Annotated in this window: 9 protein-coding genes; 5 read left to right on the forward strand and 4 right to left on the reverse strand. The window is 42.9% G+C overall.

What is annotated here, in order from left to right:
• Positions 1-52: 52 nt before the first annotated feature.
• Both FGM00_RS15980 and FGM00_RS15985 read left to right on the forward strand, forming a co-directional pair.
• Positions 53-1,741, forward strand: coding sequence for a hypothetical protein (locus FGM00_RS15980; protein WP_175416250.1), 1,689 nt, complete (start codon positions 53-55; stop codon positions 1,739-1,741).
• A gap of 125 nt (positions 1,742-1,866) precedes the next feature.
• Positions 1,867-2,964, forward strand: a complete 1,098-nt coding sequence (locus FGM00_RS15985; protein ID WP_138853869.1) for a hypothetical protein — start codon at positions 1,867-1,869, stop codon at positions 2,962-2,964.
• Between the two features lie 173 nt (positions 2,965-3,137).
• Here the strand turns inward: FGM00_RS15985 and FGM00_RS15990 are convergent, their stop codons facing one another.
• Entirely contained in the window at positions 3,138-6,659 is a 3,522-nt protein-coding gene (locus FGM00_RS15990; RefSeq protein ID WP_138853870.1) for a TraB/GumN family protein, read from the reverse strand.
• A gap of 324 nt (positions 6,660-6,983) precedes the next feature.
• Here FGM00_RS15990 and hemH point away from each other — a divergent pair, with 324 nt between their 5' ends.
• From hemH to FGM00_RS16005, 3 genes are all read left to right on the forward strand, one after another.
• Complete coding sequence (gene hemH, locus FGM00_RS15995) at positions 6,984-8,015, forward strand: ferrochelatase (protein WP_138853871.1); 1,032 nt, start codon at positions 6,984-6,986, stop codon at positions 8,013-8,015.
• A gap of 111 nt (positions 8,016-8,126) precedes the next feature.
• Complete coding sequence (locus FGM00_RS16000) at positions 8,127-9,509, forward strand: MATE family efflux transporter (RefSeq protein ID WP_138853872.1); 1,383 nt, start codon at positions 8,127-8,129, stop codon at positions 9,507-9,509.
• 48 nt (positions 9,510-9,557) lie between these two features.
• Positions 9,558-11,150 carry a S41 family peptidase gene (locus tag FGM00_RS16005; RefSeq protein ID WP_138853873.1) on the forward strand — a complete coding sequence of 531 codons (1,593 nt, stop codon included), beginning with the start codon at positions 9,558-9,560 and terminating at the stop codon, positions 11,148-11,150.
• Positions 11,151-11,213: 63 nt separating this feature from the next.
• Here the strand turns inward: FGM00_RS16005 and FGM00_RS16010 are convergent, their stop codons facing one another.
• The 3 genes from FGM00_RS16010 to FGM00_RS16020 all read right to left on the reverse strand — a co-directional run bounded on the left by FGM00_RS16010 (position 11,214) and on the right by FGM00_RS16020 (position 13,993).
• On the reverse strand, positions 11,214-11,645 hold the full coding sequence (locus FGM00_RS16010) for a nuclear transport factor 2 family protein (RefSeq protein ID WP_138853874.1): 432 nt from the start codon (positions 11,643-11,645) through the stop codon (positions 11,214-11,216).
• A 31-nt stretch (positions 11,646-11,676) separates the two neighbouring features.
• Positions 11,677-12,897: a PQQ-dependent sugar dehydrogenase gene (locus FGM00_RS16015; protein WP_138853875.1), complete on the reverse strand. Its 1,221-nt coding sequence runs from the start codon at positions 12,895-12,897 to the stop codon at positions 11,677-11,679.
• 82 nt (positions 12,898-12,979) lie between these two features.
• A complete protein-coding gene (locus tag FGM00_RS16020) occupies positions 12,980-13,993 on the reverse strand; it encodes a helix-turn-helix domain-containing protein (protein WP_138853876.1) in 1,014 nt (337 codons plus the stop codon).
• Positions 13,994-14,010: the final 17 nt, after the last annotated feature.

A 14,010-nucleotide genomic window follows, 5' to 3' on the forward strand; every position in this document is an offset into this window, starting at 1 on the left:
AATAATGTAGTGGCATACACTGTATATTGCATGAAATACTAAGTAAAAACGCATGATCAAAACATACTGGCTGAAAGGAAAAAAACAAAAACGCATCGTTATTTTCGGTGGTATTGTTCTCCTATTGCTGCTGTTCTTTTTACGGGATGATTATCAGCCCGCGTTGCTCTTTTTAAGAAAGTACATCTTCATGATCCTTTTGGGCGGAGCCTTTCTCTGGTTTACCCTTTCCAAATTTCGGTCTGCCGTTGGGGCGGGAAAAAGGGTGCTCATTTTAGTTGGGATTTTGGCCTTTTTTAGCACACTGTGGTTTTTCGGTTGGAAGTTGAACCTCTATCAGTATATGCAGACCTACAATGTGTACAACAACCTCGACTTGACCGAGTTGAACGAACTCCCCTTGACCCAGAACGAGCGTATTCAACCGTTTAACAATATCGTGACCATGGCCTACGAATCGGTAGGGGAAACCCAAGAGGTTTCCTTGCCGCAACTAGTACGGCTTGATAGTACCAACCAATGGACCATGGCCGTTCAACCCGCCAAAGAATATACGTGGCAGCGGATGAACGACAACAGCGAAGAGCTTTTTACGGTCGAAAGCACTTCACCCTTCCCAAGATTTTCAAATGAAAACCGTATTCCGGTCACTTTTTCCATCGGGGAATCGTTGGCCTTTAGCCGCAACACCTATAATGCCGTAGTGCAGCGCTTTAATATCTTTCAACTCTTCACTTTGGAGCCTAGTGATGTGTTCTATATGAAGAACGACGAAGACCAATGGGTACAAGTCGTTAATCTCATCAGATGGAAAGGTTTTTTCTTTCCCTACCCGACCTATGGCGGCGTTATGGTCATTGAATCGGGAGAACATGATTTTAATGATTATATGGAACGGGTAACCATCGGAAAGGGCACCTATATACCGCAAGACGAGATCAAGAACCACCCTTATCTCAAAGGACAAAATACCCTCGCCGAAAAAATATCGCGTATTCAAGCGCAATCGTTGCAATTTTTGGGAGGCTTTACCGATCCCTTACCTTGGAATATGAAAACGGCTGTTAAAATTCCAGAACTGCCGCAAGATCAAAATCAGCAACCCTATGTAACCGATTTCAATTTTGATGGCATGAAAACCGATGCCTCAGACGGACTCTACCATTGGTTCGGATTGGAGCCTATCGGAGAAGAACGTACCAGCCTAGCGTTCAGCGTTATGATTCCGGCAGATGGAACCGATAAATTGTACTACTACAACCATGCTGCCAAAAAAGAAGGCTATGCAGGCGTTTCCGCAATGCCCTTAAAAGTAATCGAGTCTAAAAAAGAATATGATTGGTCGGTGAACAAACCGGTGGAATTCAGACCTTTCATCAAGAACCTCGCAGGCAGGAAAAGAATGTTCGTACTCGGTACGGTCGCCGCAGTTCGCGATAGCAGTAAGCAATTCGACGGGGCCGCAACACCTGATCTGGCCTTGGTGGATGCAGAGTATAGGGATGTCATATGGATCGATGCGAAACACCCTTCACAGTGGACGTCAACCATCCTAAAACAACTGGGTGAAACCTGGAAGGCTTCCGAAAGGATACCTGATAGCGTTCTGTATCCCAAAAAAAATGACAGGGATATGCTCCCGATTCCAATTTTGGATAGCCTACGGATTGATACGGTGTCGACTCCGGTTCCAGGACCCGTTTCTATTCAAAGTGGGGACAGCATCGGTGTTAAGCATTAGTAGCTTAATGTGATACATATTAGATAAATAAGAAACTTGTTTTCTAGGCCGGGCTTAGTACCTTCTATTTAATCTTATTGATAGCTATGCTTCTAATTAATAGATTTTTGATTAAAATTTAAAGTATGATAAAGTATACTAAGATAGTTTCTCGACTTTTTCACTTCTTAGGATGCGCGCTTTTGTTCAATTTTTCTCAAGGGCAAGAAGAAACATATGAGATAAATTTTGGAGCTTATAGGCAGACATTTGATAAACCACTTTACGAGTTAATCGATCAGAAAGCCTCAAATGGGAAGAAAACTGGAAGTTATAAGCAAGTAATTAATGCCTCTAACACTACTTTATCCGCTGGAGACATACTCGAATTAAATTATTATATATCAGGATATGGATATATAGATTTCACTTCGGCCAAATTGTACTATTCAGCATCTGCCCATATTGCGCATCTTGAAGAATCCTATTATTTGGACGGTTTCCAATTAATTGATAAAAAAATTGGGTACGGCGGTGCGGAGATGCCAATGCAAAACAGTGGACTAATTCCTTTAAGTGCTGTTTTATTCGATTCAGAAGTTGGGTTTACTAAAACTTATTTCGATGATTTTGTTCACGCTAGTCCTGAGAAAAGATTTTTAGAGCCTCGAAAGAAAATGAATAACCACCTAGACGATTTTGAAAAAGAATCTACACAAAAAAATTCAAATCAAACAAATAGAAAAACAGGTATTAGCAAATCAGCCAACAATCACAGAATGCATTATCGACATGCTCTTGAACACACTGTGATATTATCCGAAACCACGCTCGGTAGTAGTAATGAAGGAGAATTTGTTTCTCCTGTTAGCTTTAAAATAAAACTTAAGAATGATGTGGAGCCGGGTGAATACTATTACACCTTTATTCTAACGTATTTCAATGGTAATCTTTGGCAAAATGATAGGGTTGAAATAAAATTTAAGGTTATGCCATGGTATGAGGAATACTCTTCTTTAATACAGTGGCTAGCGCTTTTAATTGCCATTCTAACAATTATAACTCTTGTCGGCCCGACCTTCAAAATTTTTATAACTCTTAATAAATATTTTATCAAAAAATTTGCTTCAAAAATATCTCTTGAAGAAGAACAAAAAGTAAACGCAATAATGGAATCTAGTGCAAAAAAGAAAGGCAAAAAAAAGATTATTGAAAAAACATCGAATGAAGATAAGAAGAAATGACGCATATATATGATCCAGATTATTTTGCAAAAATCATTCGTATTCAAAACTATTTTTAAATCATAGAAAGAGCTTGGATTCTCAATTTACTATCAAAAAGGAATAAATTTTTAGAATAGTTCTATTTAAGAGGGACTATAATTATAAGACAAATTTTTTAACTTAATTGATTCCTAAAACCCATGGTAGCCATAGGCATTATACCCATTGGTGCGATACACATCGGCCCGTTGCCTATCCTTTAGGATAAAGGTTTCGGTAATGTAGTCCATCGCCTCCGCATCGGTATCGGTATCTTCGATACGCTGGTCTTTTTGTTCGTAAAAAGGAATGGTGGTGAGTCCTTTCTCATTATCGAATACGACGAGGTTCATCGAAAAATTGGTGTCATAGTCATCTTGGGTACGTGTTTTAAAATAATACCCGGTATATGCCTTTCCTTTAAAATTCAAATCGCGTTTTTCCAAAAACTGAACGGAGTCCTTCGTCGCTTCGTAGTTGCTCCCGACGTACAACAACGATTCTGCCAAATAACGGGCGGTCTTATACTCTTTCGGAAAGAGTTCCAATTTCTTAATGGCTTTTAATCTGGCGAATAGTAAGGCCCTACTATTGATATCTTCCGCGAGCGGCAGAAGCATGCTTTCCGGTACGGATGCCCCGCTTTTGGCGACCAACATCGCATAGGTTATCTTTATTTTTTTGTCCTTGAGCATTTGCAGACGATCAAAAAATTGCTGTACATCTTTCTCTTCCCGAAACGGGTACAGCAACACCGCATAATCGGCCAATACTTCGTTGCTTAGATTCTGCAGGCTGGCATAGTATCCCAAATCCCTGGTATCGGCCTCGTTGCCGAATTCGCGTTTCAGTTGAATCTTCGCGTCGTTCAAGATCTGTTTCTGATACTTTTTATAACTTTTCGGCCTTACCAGACCCTTTGCCTGCAATCTGGCCAAAATAGAAAATATAGGCGATTTGTATTCTTCAATCGCGCTGTAGTTCAACAGCTCCGGATAGAGTTTTTTCGCTAGCTCCAAACTGTCTCGATAAGGTTTAAAAATACGGCTGATTTCAAATGTATTGCTGACCAAGGGAAGGTCCTGCGACAAAAGCTCCAACAATAATTTTACCGAATTTTCATCGGCCTTGCAGCTCACAGATTGTAATATTTTAGTCTGCGCGTTCGAGTTATTATACGACTTGCCATAAAACGATTTCAGGAACGGCACCACATCGGAAGACTTCAATTTTCCCAATTTTTGAATCAGGTAAGCCTGCAAATGTTTCTTGTCGTCAGGATAGTTAAAGTTGGCGATGTAGTGCTTAAGGGTATCTACATGTTTCTCCTTGAAATCGATGTACGTATAACCATTCAAGACGATACTATCATTTTTTCGCAACGCTTCGAAAAATGCGGGGGCACTGTCGGAAAGGATGTCCTTTCCGATCAGGGTATCTATCAGGGTGAAATTATCGAAGAACTCCGTCACGAAACGACTGGGAGCTTCAATGGTATCGACTTGGGACTTTATTTCGTACAGAAGGCCACCCTTTAGAACGTTTTTGATGAGTATCCCTCGAGAACTGGCCGTATCGGTCAGGGTAAGTTGTAATTCATGACGCCCATCGGCATAACTACTATCCTTTTCCTGGATTATATTAAACCGCTTGTGGGCATACAGTTTTTTACGTAAAGACCACACCGAATCGATACCGGGAAACATCATGAAGTCGTGAGATTTGTTCAATTCTACCGTTACTGCCTCGTTGTTCTTGTTTTGATAGATAGTTTTCTTATTAAAAGCGTTGTAGGGTTTCGGTCGATTGCGGCCCGTCATGTAAGACGTGCTGTTCTCTACAAATTTTCTTGGTTTAACAGTACTTACGGTACTAAAGAACATGGCGGTATCGATAACCTTTTCGAATGCTTTTTTTTCTATGGATGGCTTTAGTTTGAAGGATGCGAAATAGTCCGACGCCTTGTTAGCTTCCGTGGTAACCACCCCCAACAAATAATAATCGCCACGTTTGAAGGTCGATTTCAAATGCAGTCGTTTTCCACTTTCAACATCCATCTCTGCACTCGACACTAGGGAATTGCCAACATAGTCATCATAGGTCGGCTGTAGCTTAAGGTCTTGGTAAAATCGTTTTTGTATCTGTTTTAATTCAAAAGTATCCTGTTCGATAAAGCTAAAATCGTTGATGGTCACCTTCCGCAAAAAATAATAACTGTCACTTTTTTTATCATATCCTTGTACCATGCGATCGCCACTTCGGAGTCGGTTCGGGAAACTGTGCAAGGAAGGCATGTCTACCTGAAAATCCTCGAACCCGGATGTTAGGGTTTCCATACTATTGTCGGCAATCTTAAAAGCAATGCTATTGAAAATGGTATCGGAATGTTGGGCCACATAATCGCCATCGCCACCCATCTTAAAAATTACGATTTCCAAGGGGGTCATAAAAATATGGTAGCGTTGGTGGTCGCCGTTCTTTAATTGGTTCTTGATATCCAGTCCTTGAAATCCGTTTCTTTCGATCGGTGTCTTCTCCAAGATTTTACCGGGAATGTTCTCGAACAGCATCTTGTCAAGATTGCTTAGTGTAAAAAGGTGTTCCTGCTTGAGATGGGAATAGGTCGGGATACGGTTCACCATCACATAACTGCCATTGGCAAGGTCGGGCGAAATATAAGCCGTACTCGGCGCGTCGGATACAGGATACAATTTGTTCGGAATCGCCAAACTAAAAAAATCGTCTTCCGGTCCTGCAGGTGAATAGGTATTTTCACGTAAGGTCTTTTCTAATTTTTCCTTTAGTTGTTTCCCTTTCGCCGTTGCTTTGGAGGTCAACGGTTTTACGGTGTATCCTTTTTCCCTAAGCATCTGAATGACCCCTTCTTTCCCCGGTAAATGTGCTGCCCCGATACCGGTAAATGTTTTGGCGGTACGCACTACGGAGTCGAGTTTGTTCGCCATATTGCGATTACGGGTAAAGAGCATGTTTTCTAAGTAATGCTTGGTATACATCCCCTTGTCGATAGAGTCGAGCATGTTGATATTGCGGTCACGGTAGGCATCCTGCAACAAGACCATAAAACCCTGCTTTTGCATTTTCTTTTGCAGCCATTCGTCCGGTTTTTGCTTCATGGGGTTCATACTCGCCCTGCCTACCAAAGCGGCGGACTCCTCTAAATCTTCCAATGCAATCACATGTTTATCGAACTTTTTACCGGCTTGGTAAATGAACATATCCAAATAGGTCTCCTCCTCAAAATCTTCGGAACTACTGTTACTCCGGTACAGAATGCCATTCACCCGGCTGTCATTAAATGCCAAATAGTTGGCCATCTCCTGTTTCGTCGGGTTTTTCACGGCAAACGAATGCTGGTAAAAGCCTTTGGCGTAAAACCCGTTTCCTTGTCCGTATCCCATGAGTCCGCCTAGCGCATCATTATCGAGCCAGGTATCGGGATCGGACTCCAAGGCCACGATTTCACTTTTGTCCAAGGCATCATAGAAGACATCGTCCAACCGAAAAGCGATACGACGACTTACATGCATCGTACCGTAGAGATACGAACTTTCCTGTAATCCGTTCCCGGAAATCTCCCAAAGCAGGCTGTTGGCCTCTTGGGCGGTAGCGGTGAAAAAGAACAAAGAAAAAAGGGCGGTAAAGAGGAAACGCATAAGTAATATATTGTAGGTTATCCGGTCTGACTAACAAATTTAAAGCGATGGGGTGGGTATCCTATCCCTGTAAACTGTGAAAATTCGGTTTCGGTTTAGACATAACGGAAATTGACCCGTCATATTTCTTAAAAAGGAAGTTTTTTCCAAAATATCTTAGCCGAAAAATCGCCATTCTAAAAACCATCATCAAAGTTTATAGCGCTATTAAAAAGTATTTCGGCTTTCCTGTGGATGAGGATGTTGCAAACCTTATTTTTGCAGACCGTCATCGCCTAACTTAGGACCATTCCTGAAAAGATAGCGATATAAAAAATTGTATTGATGAAAGGAATCTTACTGGTCAATCTCGGTTCTCCCGATAGCCCTACTGCAAAAGATGTGAAACCTTATTTGGATGAGTTTTTGATGGATGAACGGGTCATTGACGTAAATCGGATATTGCGAAACATTCTGGTTCGTGGCATCATTTTACAGACGCGACCTAAAAAATCGGCCAAGGCTTACGCCAAAATCTGGTGGGACGAAGGTTCTCCCTTGATCGTACTATCGGAACGTTTTGCCCAAAAGCTCCGTCAACACACGCCAATGCCCGTAGCCCTAGGTATGCGTTATGGCACCATGACCATTAAAAATGCATTGCAGGAGTTGAAAGATCAAGGTGTTGACGAGGTTTTATTGGTTCCCTTGTATCCGCATTATGCCATGTCGAGCTACGAAACGGTAGTGGTAAAAACGATGGAAGAACAGCAGAAACACTTTCCGGAAATGAAGTTGACCACCTTACCGGCATTTTACAAGAATCCTGATTACATTAAGGCCTTGTCGGAAAGTATTGAGGAGGGTCTCAAAGATTTCGATTACGATCATATACTGTTTTCGTACCATGGTATTCCCGAGCGTCATATTCGTAAAAGCGACCCGACCAAATTTCATTGCAAAATAGACGGGAGTTGCTGTGGTATCAATTCCGTAGCACACAACACCTGCTACCGCCATCAGGTTTACGATACGACCGAAATGGTCAAAGCCTATTTGGGTCTCCCAGAGGAAAAAACAAGTACGTCCTTTCAATCCCGATTGGCCGGCGACCCCTGGCTAAAACCCTATACAGACTACGAATTCGAACGTTTGGCCAAAGAAGGAAAAAAAAGACTTGCGGTTATTACCCCGGCCTTTGTAAGCGACTGTCTCGAAACCTTGGAAGAAATCGCAATGGAGGGGAAAGAGCAATTCGAGGAAGCGGGCGGAGAGGCGTATATGCATATTCCATGTCTTAACGATAACGAGGTGTGGGTGGCCGTGATGGCGAAATGGGTAAACGAGTGGGAAGCTAGCGGAGTTTTACCGGTTTAGTTCTTGCTTTATCTCTACCGCGCTCGATACGACGAAATCAATAACGCAACACGACAAACTCTTGAATGCTCAGTACAATTCAGGATTGCTTCGGTTCGCTTGTAATGACCTATGGCAAAACTAACTTCAGAGGAACTAGGTACACGATCCATCAGCAAATTGCTGATCAGCCAATCGGTACCTGCTTCTATTGGAATTTTGGTAATGTCCCTGAATATCTTGGTCGACTCGATCTTTGTAGGCAACTGGATCGGTAGTATCGCCATAGCCGCGATCAATGTAGTACTTCCCGTATCGTTCTTTATCGGTGCTTTGGGAATGGCCATCGGCATCGGGGGCTCGAGCATCATAAGTCGTGCCCTCGGCGCCGACAATAAGGCGAAAGCGATCAAGACCTTTGGCAATCAGATTACCTTAACGCTTCTGGTAACAATTACCATGGCGCTTATCGGGCTATATTTTACCGATACGTTAATTCCTGCTTTTGGCGGGAAGGGCGCCATCTTCGACCCGGCAAAAACCTATTATACCATCGTATTATATGGCATACCCTTTCTGGCCTTGTGCATGATGGGAAACACTGTCATTAGAGCGGAAGGCAAACCGAAATTCGCCATGATCGCCATGATCATTCCGTCTGTGGGAAACCTATTGATGGACTACCTTTTTATCTATGTCTTTGATTGGGGCATGGCGGGCGCTGCATGGGCGACTACTACTGGCTATGTGCTTTGTTTTAGTTATGTGCTCTATTTCTTTCTTTCCAAGAATTCAGAATTGAAATTGACGCCGCAATGCTTGGGCTTGAATTTTCCCATCGTTAAGGAAATAAGCTCTTTGGGCGTCGTTACCCTCGCAAGGCAAGCCACGACAAGTATTGTCTACCTTCTTATGAACAACATCCTTTTCAGCTTGGGCGGAGAGGCATTGGTGGCCGTCTACGCCATTATCGGTAGAATGTTGATGTTCGCGCTCTTTCCCGTATTCGGAATTACCCAAGGATTCCTGCCGATTGCCGGGTTCAACTACGGGGCTCAAAAGTTCACGCGGGTACGGGAAACCATCAATACCGCCATCAAATATGCCGCCATCTTGGCGAGCTTGGTATTTCTGGGGCTCTTTATCTTCCCCGCAGAAATCGCCGAACTGTTCCTAAGCAATAAAGAGGGTCTACCGGAAGCCGATAAGGCCGTGAACGCCTATGTATTACAACACACGCCGAACGCCATGCGCTGGGTCTTCGCCGCCACTCCCATTATCGCACTTCAGTTGATAGGGGCAGCCTATTTTCAGGCGATCGGTAAGGCCATTCCTGCCTTGCTCCTTACCTTATCGCGACAAGGGTTTTTCTTTATTCCGTTGATTTTGATATTACCCAACATGATTGGGGAGCTAGGGGTTTGGATTTCGTTTCCCATAGCGGATGTCCTGGCTACGATTCTTACCGGTTGGTACTTGAAAAAAGAAATTCGCAAGACCTTGACAAAAGGGTAATCTGGCATAAAAAGTGATACTTTTATATAAACCAAACTACGAAACCAAATGTTGAAAAAAAGTGTTGCCGGGTTAGTGCTCTTGTTTGTTTCATCTTGTGCAAGTGTAGAAAAATACAATGCGCAACTTGGTACGCAATATTCGGCCGAAGCACTACGCGAGGATATTGATTTTACATATAAAAAATTCAAAAAATTACAGCCCAATCTGTATCAGTACATCCCCAAAGAAAGGTTGGATAGCAAGTTTGACAGCTTAAAAAAAAGCATATCGAAACCGATGGATGCCAAACAGTTTTATAACATCCTCACTCCCGTCGTTTCCGAAATACGCCAAGCTCATAATTCCAACGAATTCCCGGACCGTAGATTTACCAAAAAAGAACGGAAAATCCTGAAAAAGCTATCCCTTGATTTTTATAAGTTGGACGTAGCCTATGCCGACGACGGCCTTTGGGTGACGCGAACGGGAAAATACGATTCGCTATTGCTTGGCAGTCAAGTGGTCGCCCTAGGGATGGAGACCGTCCCCAATCTTATGAAACGGTATCGCAGAACCTTTCCTGATGAGGGTTACAATACCACCTTGAAAAACAAAATCATTGCCAAGAACTTCGTTGGCCTTTACCGCAAACACGAAGGTTTCAAGGATAGCGTTTCCGTTATTTTTAAAAAGGGTGACTCCCTATTTGCGAAACACTTTAAGCGCTATTTGAAGGATAGTTCCGGCATTAAAAAAGCAATGATCGATTCTACAAAAGTGTCCAAAGTTTTGAAAATGACCAAAGCCGAAAAGGCTGCGAAGAAATTGAAGCGAAAGAAACAGAAAAAGGACAATAAAAAATTCGGTCGTGTCGCCGGCAGTGATCTGTATACCCGCAACTTTGAATTTTTGGATTCGACGGCCCAAATCGGGTATTTGCACATTAGAAGTTGGAACAATGGCCCCTTTAAAAAGTTTTATCGGGAGACCTTCGCCAAATTGGATTCCGCCAAATCGAAGTCTTTGATTATCGATTTGCGCAATAACACAGGCGGTCGTTTGGATGAAGTACATCAATTATACGGCTATCTGACCGATAGCGAATACGTCTTCGTAGAGCCGGCCAAGGTCAAGACCAGAATACCCTATGTAAAAGATTTCTATGGTCCTGATTCAGGAATACTGTCGGTTTTAAGTGAAACGATAGTCCTTCCCTTTTTTAGTCTGCACAATCTATTCAAGACCAAAAAAAAGGATGGACAGCTCTATTTTCATTACAGTTTTGCCAAAAAAGCGAAGCCCGAGCCGTTGAATTTTAAAGGGAAAGTATATGTGCTTATCAACGGGGCCACTTTCTCGGCTTCTTCTATATTGGCTACGAAATTACACGGCTCCGAACGAGCCACCTTCGTAGGTGAAGAAACCGGAGGCGCCTACAACGGTACCGTAGCAGGACAATTTAAGATCATCTCATTGCCAAATAGCAAAATAAGATATCGCGTCGGGCTCATGCAAATCGAGACGGCCCACACCCAACAACCTGATGGTTTCGGTATTCGGCCAGATATTGAAGTAAGCCCTACGGCCAATGATATTCGCACAGACAGGGATGCCGTTCTCGAAAAGACCTTAGAGCTTATCGAAAATACCCCGTATTGATCGCCGAATCCTTCGATACTTCCACAAATAGGCGGATATTCTATTTGGAAATAACAAGCTTTTTCAATCCGCTTCTGGCATCAGGGTTGCCGATTTACTGATAATCTTCCATTCACCATTCAATTTCTTTAAAAGAAACATGTCGATGAAACGCATATCCCTGTCCGCAATCAAGATTTCCACTTTTGCCGTAGCAATATCATTTTCACGGTCTACGGAGAGAATGTTACCGGTTCTCCCGTTAAACTTGCCCCTCTCCCTATTCTCGAAAAAAGCACAATAGTCTGGAACCGAAAGAATATATAAAGGTTGGTCTTCTTTGTACAAAAACATTCTTGCGTCATCATAAAAAGGGGCCGCGATCTTTTCAGGATCGCTGTAAGAGGAACCGTCGATATAACTTTGAAGGGCGAACTTTATAGCTTCCTCCTCTGTTTGGGCCCTGCCGGCCGTTACCGTTGCTATCAACAGGATCGTTAAAAAATAAGTTCTCATGAATAGATGAATTTTGATTTTTTTTACTCAGTTATTGTGGTCGTATGCGAATGATTTTTCCGTTTTTCGGTTCTTTCATATCCTCGGTCAGGATATAGAGTTTTCCTTCCGGGCTTTGAACCGCCTTTCTCGAGCGTTGGCGATCGTCGATAAATAGTTCCTCCATACTTTTAATGGTTTCCCCCTCCAGTCGAATCCGCCATAGGCTTCCCCGCGAAAGTCCAGGTACAATGAGATTGTTTTTCCATGATGGAAACTCTTCACCCGTGTAAAATGTGAGTCCTGTTGGAGCGACCGTCTGTAACCAATACCACTGCGGATTGGTATAGACGGTGCCTACTATTTTTTCCGGGGAATAGGCTTCTCCCCGGTATTTCCCGGTGGTGATTACCGGCCAACCGTAATTCGCACCTTCTTTTAAGACATTGATTTCATCGCCTTGCCGAGTACCATGTTCGCTGAACCAAAGTTTTCCGGTTTGGGGTTCTACCGTAATTCCTTGGGCCGCCCTGATACCCGATGCATATAAACCCGGAACGGCGTCGGTTCCAAAATCAGGATTGTCTTCCGGGATACTCCCATCGGGATTAAGCCGATATATCTTTCCACGTGTGTCGGCAAGATCTTGGGCAATAGGAACTTCTGGCTGGTTGTCCTCATTAAAAAGGCGTTCCCCGACCGTTACATACAACTTCCCATCGGGTCCAAAGGTCATACCTCCCCCGTAGTGGAAAAGTCCATGGGAATAAGGCAAAGCCACTAGAAGCGGTGTACAATTTTGCAAGGAATCGTTTTGGAGCGTGGCACGGATTACCTTGGTGGTGGAGCCTCCGGGACCCTTGCTGACGTAAGAGATATATAACCGCTGATTGTCTTTATAGTCGGAATCCAAGACTACTTCTAGGATACCTGCATTGAAGGTCACTTTAATATTGTCTTCAAGCCTGGCGGGAAAGGTTCCCGGGGTATAGTCAGCTTTGCGATAGTGAAGGCTGTCCATGCGATCGGTCGGGAACCCTTGTATCGGGAACTTTTCCTTGGTCCGTAAATCGATGCGTAGCAAATCCCCGTCCTTTTCAGATAGCAACACCTCCTCTTCGGAAATAAAGGCCATGCTCCAAGGGCGTGCCAGACCGTCTATGACCGTCTCTTTTTTAGGGACGATTACTTCCTGAATAGCTACCTTCGAATCAGTCTTAGGTTCGGAACAGCCGATAGTCAAAATACTTAGAAGAAAGATTCGATTTTTCATTTTTTATGAATTTGAGGTACGTAAAATCTAAAGAAATTCTGGAGAATCTTTTAAAAATCATGATTGTTAAGATGAAAAGTAGCTAAGAAAGCGCAAACTGATTTCGGTATTGGGTAGGCGTAAGTTGTGTTTCGGCCTTAAAGGCCAAATTAAATGAAGTCACATTACCAAAACCACAGTCATAGGCAATTGTGGCAATCTTTTCGTTAACATACTCGGATGCCACCAACATCTTTTTCGCCTTTGCGATACGATAGTGATTTACGAACTCCGAAAAATTTTTGCCCTCGTTTTCATTGATCGCCCGAGATACATCCCTAGACGATTTACCGACTTTATCGGCAATGCTGGCCAAGGTAATGGTGTTGTCCAGAAAAAGTTTTTCACTTTGGAACAATGACTTCACCGCTTGGACAAGCTTTTTTGAAGCAGCCCTATCCATATGCGAACCACTGTATTTCTCCAAAGAAAAGTCGTGCCGCTGTAGTAGTAGAAAGGAAAAAGTATAGATTAAAAACGAGAAGGACAGCGCTCCGCCGATATATAATGGAAACAGGCCCATCACATGACCGATATAAAATACACAAATAAGGGCCACGCCGACAATCAGGTTGCGGTACCACTTCAAAAGTTGCAGCTGTATTTTCTCTTTATGGCGGAGTAAGAGAATTGCGGATAGTCCGATATAGAGGGCCAAATGCGTAAATACCGCGATATAAATACCGTATGCAAGGCTACTCCAATCGTTAGGAATCAGATAGCAAAAAACTACGAAGCCTAAGAAAGGTAAAAGTTGTATGTAAAAGCTCTTATCTAAAGTTCTGGTTTTTGCCAATAGCACCTTCCCGTAAAACAATAAAGAAGGACCCACCATTAGAATACCGGAAATACCCAAATTTCGTTGCCAAGGGGCAAGATCGAGATATACGTTTAGGATAGATTTACCAATTCGTATGGTAAGCCCCAAAATCATTAATGCGAGAAGAATATTCGCTGTTTTGTTCCCCTTTTTAAGAGTCAAAAGATAGAAACAGAGAAAGAGTGCCTGAGCAATGCCTAAACAACTGAATACCAAAATAAGGGTCTCCTTATTCATGGCTTAAAAATAGGAAG

The sequence above is a fragment of the Aggregatimonas sangjinii genome (genome assembly GCF_005943945.1).
GTDB classification, from domain to species: Bacteria; Bacteroidota; Bacteroidia; order Flavobacteriales; family Flavobacteriaceae; genus Pelagihabitans; species Pelagihabitans sangjinii.

Excerpts from the sequence above, each read along its gene's own strand:
- FGM00_RS15980 (WP_175416250.1), top strand. The coding sequence starts at position 53 with ATGATCAAAACATACTGGCTGAAAGGAAAAAAACAAAAACGCATCGTT.
- FGM00_RS15985 (WP_138853869.1), top strand. The coding sequence starts at position 1,867 with ATGATAAAGTATACTAAGATAGTTTCTCGACTTTTTCACTTCTTAGGA.
- FGM00_RS15990 (WP_138853870.1), bottom strand. The coding sequence starts at position 6,659 with ATGCGTTTCCTCTTTACCGCCCTTTTTTCTTTGTTCTTTTTCACCGCT.
- hemH (WP_138853871.1), top strand. The coding sequence starts at position 6,984 with ATGAAAGGAATCTTACTGGTCAATCTCGGTTCTCCCGATAGCCCTACT.
- FGM00_RS16000 (WP_138853872.1), top strand. The coding sequence starts at position 8,127 with ATGGCAAAACTAACTTCAGAGGAACTAGGTACACGATCCATCAGCAAA.
- FGM00_RS16005 (WP_138853873.1), top strand. The coding sequence starts at position 9,558 with ATGTTGAAAAAAAGTGTTGCCGGGTTAGTGCTCTTGTTTGTTTCATCT.
- FGM00_RS16010 (WP_138853874.1), bottom strand. The coding sequence starts at position 11,645 with ATGAGAACTTATTTTTTAACGATCCTGTTGATAGCAACGGTAACGGCC.
- FGM00_RS16015 (WP_138853875.1), bottom strand. The coding sequence starts at position 12,897 with ATGAAAAATCGAATCTTTCTTCTAAGTATTTTGACTATCGGCTGTTCC.
- FGM00_RS16020 (WP_138853876.1), bottom strand. The coding sequence starts at position 13,993 with ATGAATAAGGAGACCCTTATTTTGGTATTCAGTTGTTTAGGCATTGCT.